Below are 14808 nucleotides of genomic sequence, written 5' to 3'. Positions count from 1 at the left end.
AATGATTGATGTCTTGATGGATGTGTTCAATATCTGGACACTGAGCGCATTGGTGCTGGGGACGACGCTTGGAATATTGATCGGTGCCATGCCCGGTCTGGGATCGGTGGTTGGTCTGTCGATTTGCCTGCCGTTTACGTTTGGCATGGATGTGGTCCCCAGCCTGACATTGCTTCTGGGGGTGTATTGCGGGTCAGTTTATGGCGGGTCGATCTCTGCTGTTCTCGTCAACTCTCCCGGCACCCCGCAAGCTGCGGCAACGGCGCTGGACGGATACCCTATGGCGCAGAATGGCGAGGGGGGGCTGGCTTTGGGCTGGGCCACGATGGCGTCTGTTATCGGGGGTCTTATTTCCTGCGCCGTGCTGATCCTTGCCGCGCCGCAACTGTCGCGATTTGCCACCAGTTTTGGCTCGGTTCAGGTCTTTGCCCTGATCGTGCTGGCTTTGACATGCATCGCCGCAGTGTCGCATGGCAACACCGCCAAGGGGCTGTTGATGGGGGTGATCGGCCTGATGCTGGCTCTTGTCGGCACAGATCCTGTGACCGGCGCTGCCCGCTTCACATTCGGCACGCAATTTTTGTCAGCCGGCTTTGATCTGATTGCTGTGGTCATCGGGCTGTTTGCACTGTCCGAAGCCTTTTGGCGGGTGGCGACGGGCAACAAGGAAACCGCCAAGGTTTCAGGCGTTCGCTTGCGCTTGCCGAGCCTGCGGGCGTGGAAGGGGCGTGTGAGGACATTGCTGCGCAGCTCTGCCATCGGATCATTCGTCGGCGCTTTGCCGGGGACCGGCGCGGCGACTGCGGCGTTTATCAGCTACGCCTTTGCCCGGCAATCATCCCCGAAGCGCGATAACTTTGGCAAGGGTGAGCCCGAAGGCATCGTCGCGGCAGAATCGTCGAACAATGCGGTTACCGGCAGCGCGATGATCCCGACTTTGGCGCTTGGTATTCCCGGTGATGTGGTCACAGCGATTTTGTTGAGCGCCTTGGTGGTGCAGGGGATCACGCCCGGCGTGCGGATGATGTCTGAAAACCTTGAACTGGTGAATGCGATCTTCGTGGTGTTGATCCTCATCAATCTTGTGATGCTGGTGCTGGCTTTCCCGCTGGTGCGGATTTTTGGAAAGCTGTTGACGGTTCCCCAGCATATCGTAACGGCCGGGATCATCGTTTTCGGGATTCTCGGTGCTGTCACGGTGCGCGGGAATCCCATGGATGTGGTTGTCGCCGTCGCTTTCGGCGCGGCGGGACTGCTCTTCCGGCTGACAGGTTTTCCGCTGGCGCCATTGGTCATCGGTCTGGTGCTGGGACCACAGTTTGAGCAGACCCTGCGCCGGGGTCTGCTGCTGCACGATGGGAACTTCTTCGCGTTTTTCACGGCTGGGCCGCTCGCGATGATCTTATTTTTCTGCGCTTTCGTGGCAGTGACGGCGCCGATCATCGGTGCGATCCGCAGACGTGGTGGAAAATCTGCACCGGATACCAACGCGGATAATCGCGAAACAGGAGGGCGGTGACATGAATGCAGGCAAGGTGTCTGACAGGATAAAGGCTCTGCGCAGCCAGCGTTGGTTTGCGTCAGAAGATATCCGTGGCTTCGCCCATCGCCAGCGGCTTCAACAGATGGGAATGCGGCGCGAAGAGTTCCTTGGCAAACCGGTTATAGCGATCCTCAACACATGGAGCGATATTAGCCCATGCCACGCGCATCTGAGGGACCGGGCCGAGTCTGTGAAACGCGGGATCTGGCAGGCCGGAGGCTACCCGATCGAACTGCCCGCTTTGTCGGTCGGCGAAGTGATGGTTAAGCCTACGACAATGCTCTACCGCAACTTTCTCGCGATGGAGGCAGAAGAGTTGCTGCGCTCTCATCCGGTCGATGGCTGCGTGCTACTGGGGGGGTGCGATAAATCCACGCCCGGATTGCTGATGGGCGCATTGTCAATGAATCTGCCGACGATTTTCTGTCCGGCAGGGCCTATGTCCTCGGGCCGGTGGCGCGGGCAGGTCACCGGTGCGGGAACGCATACCAAAAAATACTGGAACGAGTTGCAAACCGGCGAGATTTCGAAAGACGACTGGATCGACCTTGAGAGCCGCATGACGCGCTCGCACGGGACCTGCAACACGATGGGAACAGCATCGACAATGACATCCATTGTCGATGCAATGGGACTGACCAGAACAGGTGCGTCCAGTGTTCCCGCAGCAGATTCGGGCCATCCAAGGCTTGCATCATGGACAGGTCAGCGCGCGGTCGAGATGGTGCTGGAAGACCTGAAGCCACGCGATATCCTGACGCAGTCCAGTCTGAGCAATGGTCTTGCGGTCTATATGGCGCTTGGTGGATCGACAAATGCCGCGATTCATTTGATTGCCATGGCGCGCCGGGCGGGGCTGGAGCTTTCGCTTTCAGATATGAACGCGATGTCCGCGCGGGTTCCGGTGCTGGCCAATCTGTTCCCCTCGGGCAGCTATCTGATGGAGGATTTCTGGTTCGCCGGAGGGCTTCCTGTTCTGATGGACCGCTTGGGCGACCTTATTGACCGTGATGCGCGCACGGTTGAAGGGCGGACAGTCGGGGCGGCGCTAGAGGGTGTTGCCTGTTACGATGACGATGTTATCCGTCCGATGAACAACCCGGTCGTCCCGCTGTCACAGGGGCGGACATTGGCCTTGCTGAAAGGCAATCTTGCACCGGATGGCGCGGTCATGAAAAGCTCTGCCGCAGAGCTGCCAAAGCATCGCGGTCCTGCGCTTGTATTTGATGGTCCAGCGGATATGGCCGCCCGGATCAACGACCCGGATCTGGATGTCACCGCCGACACGGTGCTCGTGCTTCGTGGGGCAGGGCCGGTCGGTGGGCCCGGCATGCCGGAATGGGGCAATCTTCCGATCCCGACCAAGCTGCTGAAACAGGGCGTCACAGATATGGTCCGGATATGTGACGGTCGCATGAGCGGCACCCATTATGGAACATGTGTTCTGCATGTCGCGCCTGAAGCGGCTGTGGGTGGTCCGCTTGCACTGTTGCGCACGGGTGACATTATTGTGCTCGACGCTGAAGCTGGTCGGCTGGAAATGGAAGTGCCGGACGAAGAACTGGCCGAACGTCGCGCTGGCTGGGTGCCTCCGGCGTCGCCCTATAAGCGCAGTTTCACCGCGCTTTATCAAAAACATGTCAGTCAAGCGCCTGAGGGCTGCGACTTTGATTTTCTCGAAGGCATCGATGTCGTGCCAGAACCGCCAATCTACTGAGGAGTACCGGACATGGATTTGTCTAACGCATTCAAAGCGAGGCTAAGGGCAAAGGATCATTGTCAATTAGGAACCTGGCTGATGTCTGGCGCACCGTCGACCGCCGAAGCATTGGGGCAGCTTGGCTTTGATTTTCTGGTGCTGGATATGGAGCATGTGCCGGTCGGGATCGCGGAAACCGCGAACCTGTTGCGCGCGATTGCGACGACACCGGCGAAGGCGCTGGTACGGCTGCCATGGAATGATCCGGTTACAATCAAGCAGGTTCTGGATGCGGGCGCGCAGTCGATAATGCTTCCCTTTGTCCAATCGGCTGACGAGGCGCGCGCGGCCGTCGCGGCCGCAAAATATCCACCGCTGGGCACGCGCGGCGTGGCCGCGGTTCATAGAGCCTCTGGCTATGGTGCCGCGCCGGATTATTTGCAGCGCGCAAACGCTGAAACCTGCGTCATCGTGCAGCTGGAAACGCCAGAGGCATTGGCCGCGCTGCCAGAGATCGCAAAGATCGAAGGGCTTGACGGGGTGTTCGTCGGGCCGGGCGATCTGGCGGCGTCGATGGGGTATCTTGGACAGATCGGGCATCGTGAGGTGCAATCCGTTCTGGCCGATGCGGCTCATCAGGCGCGCAAGCTGAACTTACCGGTCGGAATCGTTGGGCCGACACCGGCAATGGTGCAAAGCTTCAGGGATATGGGATATTCTTTCACGGCCATCGGCTCGGATATGGCGTTGATGACGACACGGGCGAGAGAAGTCGTGAAGGCACTTGGCGGCGCACAAGCGCCAGCAATGGCTGAAGGTCAGTCTGCATATTGAATTCTGGAGCGGGTGATGGTTATGCTGGCAGAACGCTTGGTTCGGCCAGCTTTGCCTTGTGTCGTGAAATGATACGGGGCTTGCTGCCCCGCAGAGGGTGGGCTGTAACCGCCCGATTGTCACTGCCTGCCGGGAGGCGGGCTGATAGCCCAAGACACCTGCATAGCGACGTCGTTAATGACGTCTCTTATGCGCGGAGAGAACATGCGGGGCGAAATTCTGGGGGTCGAGCGGTGCCGTTATTGGGGTGACGATGAGAAGCTGGCGATCGTGAGCGCGGTCGTTCTGGGAGGCGCGACGGTAACGCAGGTTGTTGATTGTCGCAGAGACCTGACATAGAGCCGGTCATGCATTTCGGTCAGGCCCTCGGCGCGGGTGAGCGACTTGCGCATCTCCCGCACTGCCGCGATATCGGCCGCTCGGAACGCCACATGGTCGATCATCCCGGCGCCGGGGATGGCCGGCACATAACCCGCCGCATCGCGCAGGTCTATAACGTCGGTGCCCGATGCAAGCCGCCGCAACGCCACATGGTCGATCATCCCGGCGCCGGGGATGGCCGGCACATAACCCGCCGCATCGCGCAGGTCTATAACGTCGGTGCCCGATGCAAGCCGCCGCAACGCTCTCTCGCGCGCAACCTCTCGATATCCGAAATGCGACAGGAAACCGGCGGTGGCCTCGGCCACGGCGCTCAAAATGGTGACGGCGCGCAGCCGCGTGGGGGCGATGGGGTCGGGAAGGGGCGCGGCGGCGAGCATGTCCGCGCCCACCAGCTTGACGATGATCCCGTCGGGGGCCTTCAGCGGCAGCACCGGCTCGCCAAACTCGCGCGATGGCCCCTGAACCGGCACCTGCGCCACGAGCGCGCGAGCCAGCCAGTCGCCGATACTGGCAGACGGGACGGCAAGGGCGATTTCCGAGGGCTGGCCATGCCCGGTGCGCCCGCGCGCGCCTGCCTCCCAGACCAGAAAACTGACGATGCTGCCGGGGCTGGCCGCAGCATCGCCGTAAAACAGAAGCAACTGCGCGCCATCGGCGTAACCGGCGGACTGCTTGACCAGCCGCAGGCCCAGAAAGGCCACGTAGAAATCCGCATTGGCCTGAACCCGCGCCGTGATCGCGGTGACATGGTGGATGCCGCCGGGCATGGTCTTCGCTCATTGTTCCTGTTTCGCAGTAACCACACTGCCCCTTGCAGATAGGCAGAGTGCCGCACCCGCCCAAAGGCTGCCAGCGCGAAACCCGTGTTCGCTCTTGCCGAACGGGAAAGGTTTGCGTGCGAAACCGCCCTTCCATACGCTTGCCACAGCCAAAGAGGAGTGCCCCCGACAAGCTGGAACCCAACCCTTGACCCCGGTTGCCCCGGCGATACCGCGGTTAACGCGATCGAAACCCTGATCGTGTCCTGCGCTCGCGACCTTGGCGGCTTCGAGGTGCGCCGCGCCCTGCCGACACCCAAGCGGCAGATGGTGGGGCCTTTCATCTTCTTCGATCAGGCCGGTCCGGCCGAGTTCCTGACCGGGCAGGGGGTGGATGTGCGCCCCCACCCGCATATCGGGCTGGGCACGGTCACCTGTCTCTATCGCGGCAGCTTCCATCACCGCGACAGCACCGGCGCCGATCAGATCATCGAGCCCGGCGCGCTCAACTGGATGATCGCCGGGCGCGGTGTCACGCATTCCGAACGCACGCCGGAAGCGGCGCGCAAGGGGCCGTCGAGCCTGTTTGGCATCCAGATATGGATTACCCTGCCCGAGCACCATGAGGATGACGCGCCCGCCTTCGAGCATCACGGGCGCGACGCGTTGCCCGAGATCAGCGATACCGGCATCACCGCGCGGCTGATTCTGGGCAAGGCCTATGTCGCTGCATTCGGAAACCTTCTATCTGGATGTGGTGCTGGAACCCGGCGCGCGCTTCCCGCTGCCCGATGATCATGAAGATCGCGGGCTTTACATCACCGAAGGGTCGCTCAGCATCGCCGGGCAAAGCTATGATGCCGGTCAGATGATGGTGTTCGGCCCCGGTGACAAGATCACCGTGCAGGCGGGCGCGCAGGGCGCGCGGCTGATGGCGATGGGCGGGCCGACGATGAACGGGCCGCGCTATATCTGGTGGAGCTTCGTGGTCTCCTCGCGCGAACGCATCGAGGCTGCGAAAGAGGAATGGCGCGCCGAACGCTGGGGGCAGGGCCGCTTCGACCTGCCGCCCGAGGACCACGATGAGCATATTCCCTTATCCTGACGCCCTGTCTCAGCCAAGCTGCCTGGTCAGGATGATATCCACCGTGCGCATGAAGTGCGCGCGGATCAGCCGACCCGATTCGGTAATGTCACGGTCAAGCACCGCATCACGAATGGCGCGGTGCTCGGCCAGATCATCGCGCGGGGCGGTCAGGTAGTGCACGGCGATGCGGCGGTAGCGGCGCGCCTGCAGGTCGAGAATGGTGCGAAAGCCCATCAGCTTCGGCATGCCGCATTCCGACACCAGCGCATCGTGGAAGCGGATGTGATGGCCTTCCCATTCGCGGTCGATCTCGCCATCCGGGCCGATCTTGCTGCGTTTCTGAAGGGCGTGGAAGGCGGCGATGACCCGGCCTTCCCACAACTCGTCGCCGCGCCGGATGCTCTCGGCGATTGCCAGCGCGTCGAACTCGCCGCGCAGCTTGGCAATCTCGCGCAGATCATCCTCGGATACTGGCGCCACCCGATAACCGCGCCGCTCTTCCGACACCACGAGCCCTTCTGACGCCAGATGCATCAGCGCCTCGCGCAGCGGCGAAATGCCGGCATCATAACTTCGGCGCAATTCGTCGAATCGTAGCCGCGTTCCGGGCTGCAGACGGGTTTCGAGGATGTCGGTGCGCAAGACATCAAGGATCTCGGCGGTCCGTGTCGGACTGCGCGCGGTTGAAACGGATGTCTGCTCCAATGGGATCTCCTTTCAGGTATATTTTGGAAAAATATGGAAAATCTCCAAGAAGTCAACGCTTATGGAAAATGCCCGTGCAGCCATCGCCTCCACCCGCGTCCGGATATATTTTCCAAAATAATTGACTTTTGGAAAAAACAGTATATTTCGGAACACAACTCATATTGCAAAGGAGCACGACATGCGGCTGATGACCTATTCTAGGGACGGGGTTGAGGGGGTTGCCGTCAAGCAAGGGGGAAGCTGGCACGACCTTGGGGCGATCGACCCGGTTGCTGTCCTGAGCGGTGACCCGGCGATCAAGAATCGGCTTGCATCGCTCGAAGCCGCGCCCGAACTCGATCTGGCCGCAATACGCCTGCTGCCGCCAGTGCCGCGGCCGGGCAAGATCATCTGTGTCGGGCTGAACTATGCCGACCACACGGCAGAGTCGCCCTATGCACAGCCCTCCTATCCGACTCTGTTTCCGCGCTTCGCAACCAGCCTTGTTGCCGACCGGGCGTCGATCATCCGGCCGCGCAGCTCGCAAGAGCTAGATTTCGAAGGCGAGCTTGCAGTGGTCATCGGTCGGCAGGCGCGGCATGTTTCGCAGGAAGTGGCGCTGCAACATGTCGCGGGCTATTCGATCTTCAACGACGCCTCGATCCGCGATTACCAGTTCAAGACCCCGCAATGGACCGTGGGCAAGAATTTCGACGGTACCGGCGCCTTTGGCCCCGAAATCGTTACCCCGGACGAACTGCCCGAAGGGGCCAAGGGACTTGGGATCACCACGCGCCTGAATGGCGAGACCGTCCAGAGCGGCGATACCGGCGACATGCTCTATTCGGTGGCCGATCTGATCGCGATCATTTCCGAAGCAATCACGCTGGAGCCCGGCGACGTGATCGCCACCGGCACGCCCGCAGGGATCGGCTGGGCGCGCGAACCAAAGCTGTTCATGAAGCCCGGCGATGTTGTCGAGGTCGAGATCGAGGGCATCGGAATCCTGCAAAACCACATTGAAGACGAAGTCGCTGCCGCCTGAGCGCGGCGAGAAGGGAGAAAGACCATGCAACCGCTTGTTCAACGTCTGGGCTATGTCGCCCTTGATGTCGCCGATATCGACGCAGCCATCGATGATGCGCAGGCCGTGATGGGGCTGTCGCTTGTCGCGCGCGACAAATCGCACGCCCTGCTGACGGCCAATACGCGCCATGCCGAACTTGTGTTTCATCAAGCCAGTGAGAGCGCGCTGCGCACCATCGGGCTTGAAGCGCTGGATGGCGCGCAGGTGGACGAAGTTACCCGGCGTGCCCGCGCGGCAGGCGTGGAGATCGTGAGCGAGACGCCCTCGCTGCCCGTGATCGCTCGGGCGGTGACGCTGCGCTTCCGCGAGGGCCACCAGATCGAGGTGCATACACCGATGCGGCGCGATCAGCCGATGCGCTATCCCGGACCGGGCATCCACCCGCGCTATATCGACCACGTCAACCTTGCCGCACGCGTTCCGGCGGGCGCTGCCGAAGAGATGATGCAGGTGCTTGGCCTCAAGCTGTCCGAGCGGACCGCTGGCTGGGAAATTTCCTGGATGCGGGCCGGTGACGGGCGTCACCACACTCTGGCCTTCGTCAAGTCAGAGGCGCCGGGTCTGCACCACTACAGTTGGGAGTTTGCCGATTTTGCCGATTTCAAGCGGTTGGGCGATGTGCTCGACGCGCTTGACCGCAGGCTGGTCTGGGGGCCGGGGCGGCACGGCGCGGGCGACAATCTGTTTGCCTATTACGTCGATGCGGCGGGGTTCCTTGTCGAATGCACCGCCGAGATGGAGGTGATCGACGACCCGGCCTTCGAGGCGCGCATCGTCGATCCGGGCGAGAACCTGTCGAACTACAAGGTCGTCAATCGCTGGGGACAGCTGCCGTCGACAGCCTGGATGGAACATTTCAACCCCTGCGCAGCAGTCAGGGAACCCGTGTGATGGGCGCGGCCGCGCTGTCGCGCGAGGTTGCGGGCCTGGAAGAGACCCGCCGGATCGCCATGCTTGGTGCCGACACCACCGCGCTGCGCATGATGTGTTCGGCGGCGCTGGTCTACATCCATTCGCGTGGCGAGGCGGATGACCGCGACAGCTACCTTGAAAAGGTCAAGAGCGGGCATTTCACCTATCACCGGCTCGACTTCACCATCGAAGGCGTAGATGCGTTGCCCGGGGTGGCGGTTGTCCATGGCCTCATGAAGGGCACAGTCGATGTTGCCGGAACTCGGCGCGATCTTGATTGCCGGTATCTCGCCGTCTGGGCTCTGGAAGAACACGCCTGGCGGTTCCGCGCCTATCAGGCAACGCCAATTGCCCGAGACGGGTGAGCGGCGGGAAAGGAGCACAACATGCTGACACTGCAGATCATTCTGGGAAGCGTCCGCGAAGGGCGTGGCGGCGCTGCCGTCGCGCGCTGGTTCGAGGAGGCGGCACAGCGCGATGCCCGCTTCCGCACCGAACTGGTGGATCTCAAGGCACTGGCCCTGCCGCTGATGGACGAGCCGAACCACCCGCGTCTGGCGCGCTACACGCATGAGCACACCAAGCGTTTCAGCCATATCATCGACCGGGCGGATGCCTATGTCTTCGTAACCACCGAATACAATTTCGGCATTCCCGGGGCTCTGAAGAACGCGCTCGACTATCTGGCGCAGGAATGGAAGGGCAAGCCGATGTCGATAATCAGCTATGGCGGGATCTCGGGCGCGCTGCGCGCCGCCGAGGATCTGCGCCGGGTTGGCGTGGCGCTCAACATGGTGCCGCTCAACCACAATGTGGTGGCACCGCTCTACCGCCAGCAATGCGATGAGGCGGGGCACTTCAGCCCCAACCCGACCCAGATCGAGGCGGCGCGCGACATGCTCGATGCGCTGGCGGAATGGGGGGCGATGCTGCGCGAGCGTCGCATGCGCCTTGAGCCTGCTGGCACCGTAACGGCGGCCACCGGCCCCTGATCAAACCGGATTCACGCAAAGGGAGGAAACCATGAAACGCACCATCTCGGCGGGCCTTATGCTCGCAGCCGGCCTCGGCACCGGCACGGCGCAAGCCGACACTTATGGGCTGACCATCGCGTCAAGCCATACCACGGCGCTGCCCTGGGTCGCACCGCTCCAATCCCGGGTTGTTGCCGAAGCCAATGCCCGGCTGGAGGCGGCGGGCTCGCCCAACCGCATTGACTGGACCGAAGCCTTTGGCGGTTCGCTCTATGGGTTTGGCGACACGCTGGCGGCGGTGGAACTGGGTATCACCGATATCGGCTGGGTCGGCACGCTGTGGGAGGAAAGCAGCATGCCCTACCAGAATGTCACCTTCTACACGCCCTTCACCACCAACGACCCGCAGCTTCTGCTCGACACGTTCAACCGGCTCCATGACGAGCTGCCGTTCCTGGCCGAGTCCTGGGATGAACACCATCAGGTGTTTCTGGGCGCATCCGCAGCCGACACCTATCATCTGCTGACGAACTTTCCGATCCGAAGCGTTGACGATCTGCGTGGCCGGCGCATCCTTGCGCCCGGTGCTTCGGGGGCGTGGCTGTCGGCAGTCGGTGCCGTGCCGGTCAGCGGGGCGCTGACCACCTACTACAACCAGGTCGAGACCGGAATCGCCGACGGCGTACTTGTCATTCTGACCGGCGCCTATCCGCTGCGCCTTCAGGAGGTTGCGCCCTATGTAACGCTCGTCGGTCTGGGTGCGAACTTCATCGGTGCCATGTCGGTCAACCGCGACAGTTGGGAAGGTCTGCCCGACGACATACGAGAGGTTCTGGTCGAACTGGGGCGCGAATATAGCAATGAGAATGGTGCGCTCCTGCAAGCGCGATATCAGAACGTCATCGCCGCCTATCAGGACGATCCCGCTGTTACCGTAAGCACGCTGCCCGAGGAGGAACGTGCGCGCTGGGCGGAAATGCTGCCCGATCTGGCTAGCCAATGGGCGGCGAACCTGCCCTACGGCGCCGAACTGCTCGATGCCTACATGGCGGCTATCACCGATGCGGGCGAGACGCCCCTGCGCGACTGGTCGCAGTGACCATGACCACGGCCGCACGGCACTGTCCGTGCGGCCCCGCGCGCCGGGGGAGCCGGCGCCAAATGGGAGGAGGCCACAATGCAAGCGCAGATGACATTCAAGAGAACCAGCACAGCTATCACACAAATATATGATCGTCTTCTTGCCGCGTTGGCCGCCTTTGCGACCTGTTGGATTCTGTTGTTGATGTTTCTGATCTGCGCGGATGTGATCGGCCTGAAGCTCTTTGCCAGCCCCCTCTACGGGGTGATCGAACTGACCGAAAAATCCATCGTTCCGATCGTCTTTCTGCAACTTGCCCATGCCACGCGCACCGGCCGACTGACCCGGATCGACTTTCTCTACAGTACAATCGAACGGCAGAGCGTGTTTTCGGCGCGGGTGCTCGATATCCTCTTTGCGGCCATGGCTGCCGCGGTCATCGGCGTTCTGGCCTTGCATCTGCTGCCCGACTTTCAGCGCGACCTGGCGCGCGGAACCTATTTCGGCACCATGACGGTATTCAGCGCGCCGATCTGGCCGTTCACGCTGGCAACGCTGATCGGTGCGGTGGCGCTTGCGGTCGAATTCGCCCGACAGGTCATCGCGCCGACCCAGGAGTTGCTGTCAAGGCCCGTCCGGACCGGGACTACTCTTCGCGAGGTTCTGGTGCTGGCCCTGATGCTGGCAACAGTCATGCTGGTTTTCGCCGGCGTCGCCAATGCCGGGTTCGAGAGGGTGACCATCGGCATCTTCTCCATCGCTTTCCTGTTCCTGCTGCTACTCAGTGGCATGCCGGTCGCCATCGTGCTCTGCGTGATCGGCCTGGGCGCGATCTGGCTGGTGCGCGACAATCCCGCAGTAGCTTTTCGCACGCTCAAGGTGGCCGCGACCGGAACCATAGACAAGTTCGACTTCGGCGTCGTGCCGCTCTTCGTGCTGATGGGGCTGTTGACCGGCATCGCCGATATCGGGCGCGATGCCTACAAGGTCGCGGCGTGGTGGACACGTCGCCTGCTGGGCGGGCTGGGCGTGGCGACGGTGGTCGCCAATGCGATCTTTGCTGCTGTCACCGGCATTTCCATCGCCTCGGCCGCGATCTTCTCACGCGTGGCCGTGCCGCAGATGATGGCGCATGGCTATACGGCGCGCTTTGCCGCGGGCACGGTTGCGGGCTCGTCGATCCTCGGCATGTTAATCCCGCCAAGCCTGCTTCTGATCATCTTCGCCTTTGTCTCGGAAAGCTCTGTCGGCCGGCTCTTCATGGCCGCGGTCGTGCCCGGGATACTGCTCGCCTTGCTGTTTTGCGTTACCATCGTGCTTCTGGCGCGCTTCGCGCCGCGTTTCATCGGCGCTCCCGAAACCAGCGACGATCTGGAGCCCGAAACCCTCGGCTCGTCGTTTCGGCTGCTGGTGCCGATCGCGATACTGGTGGGGGTGGTTCTGGGCGGCATCTATATGGGCTGGTTCACCCCCACTCAGGCCGGTGCTATCGGCGCGTTTGCCGCACTTTTGCTGGCCGCAATCCGCCGCAAGCTCAGTTGGCGCAACTTCCGCGATGTGCTGACCGAGACCGGGCAGATCACCGTCGCGGTGCTGTTCCTGATCATTGGCGCCAGCCTGTTCTCGCGCTCTCTGGTCATGACCGGGCTGCCGATGCAGATGGTCAATCTGGTCACCGATATGGGCCTAGGTTTCTGGATGGTCCTCTTGCTGTTCATCGGCGTCGTGATCGTGATGGGCATGTTCCTCGATTCCACCTCAATCATCGTGATCACGGTGCCGCTGATGCTGCCGCTCGTCACCTCGCTGGGCAGCGGCATCATCGGGCCTGAAGTGGTGATCTGGTTCGGCATCGTCACCATCGTCGCGGTCGAGATCGGACTTCTTACCCCGCCCTTCGGAATCGCTGCCTTCGTGGTCAAGGCGGCTCTGGGCGAGCGGGTATCGCTGGGTGATGTCTATCTGGGCGCGCTGCCCTATCTCGCCGCCATGCTGGTTCTGGTGCTGCTGATGCTCGCCTTTCCCGTGGTGGTTATCGGCATTCTCTGAACAAGGCAGGCGCGTCGTTGCACCCGCGAGACTGCGAGCACTCGAAATGAAACACAACTCGGCAAAGGAGGAAAATACCATGGCACAACACGCGATGTCGGCACAGGCGATCCGCGATCTGGTCAAGAAAAAGGGGATGCTCGGCAAGCAGCTCTACATCGTTCACACAACGCCAACCGGTGATCTGGACGCGGTGCTTGCCGTGATCGAGGATCACCTCGCCTTTCAGGTCGATCTCGAAAGCCGCGGCATCATGTTCGCCGCCGGACCGAACTGGACCGAGGATGAACAGGAATGGCGCGGCGACGGAACCGTGGTGATCAGGGCGAACTCGATGAATCAGGCGCGCGAGATTATGGAGGCCGATCCCATGCACAAATCCGGCGCGCGGCGTTACGAAATCCGTCCCTGGTTGGTCAATGAGGGCAAGCTTACCGTCGAGATTTCCTATTCTTCGGGTGCAGTCAAGGTGTTGTGATCATTATACATTGCGCGGCCGAACGCGGTCTTGGCCACGCAATAGTTCAGAAGCCTTGCCCAACCTATCTACTCGCACAGGCCCGCGCCTGCTCTGGCAGCGTGGCAAATTCCTCTGCCAGGCGCGTCTGCCACACCCAGCTATACTTGACAACCGGCGGGAAGGTGCTGTGCGCGGTCTCAGAGCTCATCTCCGCGCAGGCGGTCAAGAAGATCGTCGCGGCTGCAAGGGCAGCGGGCTGCAGCCTTCCTGGGCTCACGTTTTCTCAACACCGCCCAAGCAAACCTACTGTTATCCGCGCGCATCGTTGTGAGATATGTCAGCGCTAGACCGCGAGGACATGAAACTGGCATGCAGGCCGCGCAGCCGCATAATATCTCGTTCACGACCAAGGATTGCGAAAGAGCGCGACGGGATACGAGACTAGCCCGGCGCGCATGGTGACCAGATGCACCATCGTCAGATCGGACACGCGCCGGAAGGGATCAGCGCAGGGCCAACATCGCCCAGCCGTGCGCCGACGCCATCAATCCTGCCCTGCGCTATCGCCTGACCCAGCAAAAGCCCGACAATGCTTTTCGCACAGGACTTGATGTTGGCCAGCCCATCCGGACCGCGCCCGCGCGGGGCTTGTGCAAAAACAACAGTGTCGCCGCGCTGCACCTGAAAGGAATGAAGCTGGTCAAGCCCAGCGAGCGCATCCGACAAGATACGTTGTTCTGACGCCATGGCTGGTGCCAGCATTGGAAGGGAGCCAGCGCCGTGCCACATTGCGCAGCAAGACACCATGATCAGCCACCGCCACAGGTCGCTTTGTTTTGCTCTTCCTGCGCCCGGGATGAGCCTCGCCAGGATCACAAGCGTCTGGGACTTGTTGCGCCGGGCCGCCCAGGTCAATTCGGATCGCCTTGATGGACAGACGGTCTTCAGTCAGCGCACACGCGCGCGCGAACTGAACCTGAAACCGCTTCGCCCCGTTGGGAAGCAGGCGCAGGTAAAGCCCACCCCCATCGCCAAGCCGCTCCTTGTCTACACCGAAACGGGCGGCTTCGATCTGCTTTACTGTCAGTGGCATCGTAGCGTTCTCCTGTGCTACCGCGATGCCGCAAGGTATCAAACGGCATAGAACTGCACGAACGCGCCCAGAAGCTTCCTGAACCCTCGTGGGAGAAATTATCAAGCCTTCCCAACGAGATACGTGGCCTCTACGAGCCGAAGTGAGTATCCGTCTTGAT

The 14808-nt window shown here is 61.8% G+C and carries 14 protein-coding genes and 1 pseudogene; 11 read left to right on the top strand and 4 right to left on the bottom strand.

Annotation, left to right across the window (positions count from 1 at the left end; genetic code table 11):
• Nucleotide 1: 1 nt before the first annotated feature.
• The 3 genes from BG457_RS11095 to BG457_RS11085 are packed head-to-tail and all read left to right on the top strand — an operon-like array spanning nucleotide 2 to nucleotide 4076.
• Nucleotides 2–1519 carry a tripartite tricarboxylate transporter permease gene (locus BG457_RS11095; RefSeq protein WP_071797223.1) on the top strand — a complete coding sequence of 506 codons (1518 nt, stop codon included), beginning with the start codon at nucleotides 2–4 and terminating at the stop codon, nucleotides 1517–1519.
• Between the two features lies 1 nt (nucleotide 1520).
• Nucleotides 1521–3260, top strand: coding sequence for an L-arabinonate dehydratase (gene araD / locus BG457_RS11090; protein ID WP_071797222.1), 1740 nt, complete (start codon nucleotides 1521–1523; stop codon nucleotides 3258–3260).
• Between the two features lie 12 nt (nucleotides 3261–3272).
• Entirely contained in the window at nucleotides 3273–4076 is an 804-nt protein-coding gene (locus tag BG457_RS11085) for an HpcH/HpaI aldolase family protein (RefSeq protein WP_071797221.1), read from the top strand.
• Nucleotides 4077–4315: 239 nt separating this feature from the next.
• On the opposite strand, the gene BG457_RS11080 is transcribed toward BG457_RS11085, so the two are convergent.
• The gene (locus BG457_RS11080) at nucleotides 4316–5227 is read right to left on the bottom strand and encodes a VOC family protein (RefSeq protein ID WP_071797220.1); all 912 of its coding nucleotides are present in this window, start codon (nucleotides 5225–5227) and stop codon (nucleotides 4316–4318) included.
• A gap of 171 nt (nucleotides 5228–5398) precedes the next feature.
• On the opposite strand from BG457_RS11080, the pseudogene BG457_RS11075 reads away from it, so the two are divergent.
• Nucleotides 5399–6323: pseudogene (locus BG457_RS11075) on the top strand (pirin family protein).
• A 9-nt stretch (nucleotides 6324–6332) separates the two neighbouring features.
• Here the strand turns inward: BG457_RS11075 and BG457_RS11070 are convergent.
• On the bottom strand, nucleotides 6333–7010 hold the full coding sequence (locus tag BG457_RS11070; RefSeq protein WP_084657600.1) for a GntR family transcriptional regulator: 678 nt from the start codon (nucleotides 7008–7010) through the stop codon (nucleotides 6333–6335).
• 181 nt (nucleotides 7011–7191) lie between these two features.
• Here BG457_RS11070 and BG457_RS11065 point away from each other — a divergent pair, with 181 nt between their 5' ends.
• The 7 genes from BG457_RS11065 to BG457_RS11035 all read left to right on the top strand — a co-directional run bounded on the left by BG457_RS11065 (nucleotide 7192) and on the right by BG457_RS11035 (nucleotide 13573).
• Nucleotides 7192–8037 (top strand): fumarylacetoacetate hydrolase family protein, encoded by an 846-nt coding sequence (locus tag BG457_RS11065; protein ID WP_071797219.1) that lies wholly within the window; start codon nucleotides 7192–7194, stop codon nucleotides 8035–8037.
• 24 nt (nucleotides 8038–8061) lie between these two features.
• Nucleotides 8062–8970 (top strand): VOC family protein, encoded by a 909-nt coding sequence (locus BG457_RS11060; RefSeq protein ID WP_071797218.1) that lies wholly within the window; start codon nucleotides 8062–8064, stop codon nucleotides 8968–8970.
• A complete protein-coding gene (locus BG457_RS11055) occupies nucleotides 8970–9356 on the top strand; it encodes a nuclear transport factor 2 family protein (RefSeq protein WP_071797217.1) in 387 nt (128 codons plus the stop codon). Before BG457_RS11060 ends, BG457_RS11055 begins: the two co-directional genes overlap by 1 nt.
• Before the next feature lie 21 nt (nucleotides 9357–9377).
• Nucleotides 9378–9983 (top strand): NADPH-dependent FMN reductase, encoded by a 606-nt coding sequence (locus BG457_RS11050; protein WP_071797216.1) that lies wholly within the window; start codon nucleotides 9378–9380, stop codon nucleotides 9981–9983.
• 31 nt (nucleotides 9984–10014) lie between these two features.
• The gene (locus BG457_RS11045) at nucleotides 10015–11064 is read left to right on the top strand and encodes a C4-dicarboxylate TRAP transporter substrate-binding protein (RefSeq protein WP_071797215.1); all 1050 of its coding nucleotides are present in this window, start codon (nucleotides 10015–10017) and stop codon (nucleotides 11062–11064) included.
• Nucleotides 11065–11250: 186 nt separating this feature from the next.
• Nucleotides 11251–13095: a TRAP transporter large permease subunit gene (locus BG457_RS11040; protein WP_175546783.1), complete on the top strand. Its 1845-nt coding sequence runs from the start codon at nucleotides 11251–11253 to the stop codon at nucleotides 13093–13095.
• 79 nt (nucleotides 13096–13174) lie between these two features.
• A complete protein-coding gene (locus BG457_RS11035; protein ID WP_139257697.1) occupies nucleotides 13175–13573 on the top strand; it encodes a YciI family protein in 399 nt (132 codons plus the stop codon).
• A 459-nt stretch (nucleotides 13574–14032) separates the two neighbouring features.
• Here BG457_RS11035 and BG457_RS11030 read toward each other — a convergent pair whose 3' ends face one another.
• Complete coding sequence (locus BG457_RS11030) at nucleotides 14033–14302, bottom strand: hypothetical protein (protein ID WP_139257695.1); 270 nt, start codon at nucleotides 14300–14302, stop codon at nucleotides 14033–14035.
• Nucleotides 14256–14648, bottom strand: coding sequence for an Arm DNA-binding domain-containing protein (locus tag BG457_RS20730; protein WP_425434923.1), 393 nt, complete (start codon nucleotides 14646–14648; stop codon nucleotides 14256–14258). The genes BG457_RS11030 and BG457_RS20730 overlap by 47 nt, the downstream gene beginning before the upstream one ends.
• Nucleotides 14649–14808: the final 160 nt, after the last annotated feature.

The sequence above is a fragment of the Natronohydrobacter thiooxidans genome (genome assembly GCF_001884735.1).
GTDB lineage: Bacteria > Pseudomonadota > Alphaproteobacteria > Rhodobacterales > Rhodobacteraceae > Roseinatronobacter > Roseinatronobacter thiooxidans_A.
The sequence above is the reverse complement of the archived record's forward strand: the minus strand, read 5'-3'. Positions and strand labels throughout refer to the sequence as shown.

Excerpts from the sequence above, each read along its gene's own strand:
- BG457_RS11095 (WP_071797223.1), top strand. The coding sequence starts at position 2 with ATGATTGATGTCTTGATGGATGTGTTCAATATCTGGACACTGAGCGCA.
- araD (WP_071797222.1), top strand. The coding sequence starts at position 1,521 with ATGAATGCAGGCAAGGTGTCTGACAGGATAAAGGCTCTGCGCAGCCAG.
- BG457_RS11085 (WP_071797221.1), top strand. The coding sequence starts at position 3,273 with ATGGATTTGTCTAACGCATTCAAAGCGAGGCTAAGGGCAAAGGATCAT.
- BG457_RS11080 (WP_071797220.1), bottom strand. The coding sequence starts at position 5,227 with ATGCCCGGCGGCATCCACCATGTCACCGCGATCACGGCGCGGGTTCAG.
- BG457_RS11065 (WP_071797219.1), top strand. The coding sequence starts at position 7,192 with ATGCGGCTGATGACCTATTCTAGGGACGGGGTTGAGGGGGTTGCCGTC.
- BG457_RS11060 (WP_071797218.1), top strand. The coding sequence starts at position 8,062 with ATGCAACCGCTTGTTCAACGTCTGGGCTATGTCGCCCTTGATGTCGCC.
- BG457_RS11055 (WP_071797217.1), top strand. The coding sequence starts at position 8,970 with ATGGGCGCGGCCGCGCTGTCGCGCGAGGTTGCGGGCCTGGAAGAGACC.
- BG457_RS11050 (WP_071797216.1), top strand. The coding sequence starts at position 9,378 with ATGCTGACACTGCAGATCATTCTGGGAAGCGTCCGCGAAGGGCGTGGC.
- BG457_RS11045 (WP_071797215.1), top strand. The coding sequence starts at position 10,015 with ATGAAACGCACCATCTCGGCGGGCCTTATGCTCGCAGCCGGCCTCGGC.
- BG457_RS11040 (WP_175546783.1), top strand. The coding sequence starts at position 11,251 with ATGTTTCTGATCTGCGCGGATGTGATCGGCCTGAAGCTCTTTGCCAGC.
- BG457_RS11035 (WP_139257697.1), top strand. The coding sequence starts at position 13,175 with ATGGCACAACACGCGATGTCGGCACAGGCGATCCGCGATCTGGTCAAG.
- BG457_RS11030 (WP_139257695.1), bottom strand. The coding sequence starts at position 14,302 with ATGGCGTCAGAACAACGTATCTTGTCGGATGCGCTCGCTGGGCTTGAC.
- BG457_RS20730 (WP_425434923.1), bottom strand. The coding sequence starts at position 14,648 with ATGCCACTGACAGTAAAGCAGATCGAAGCCGCCCGTTTCGGTGTAGAC.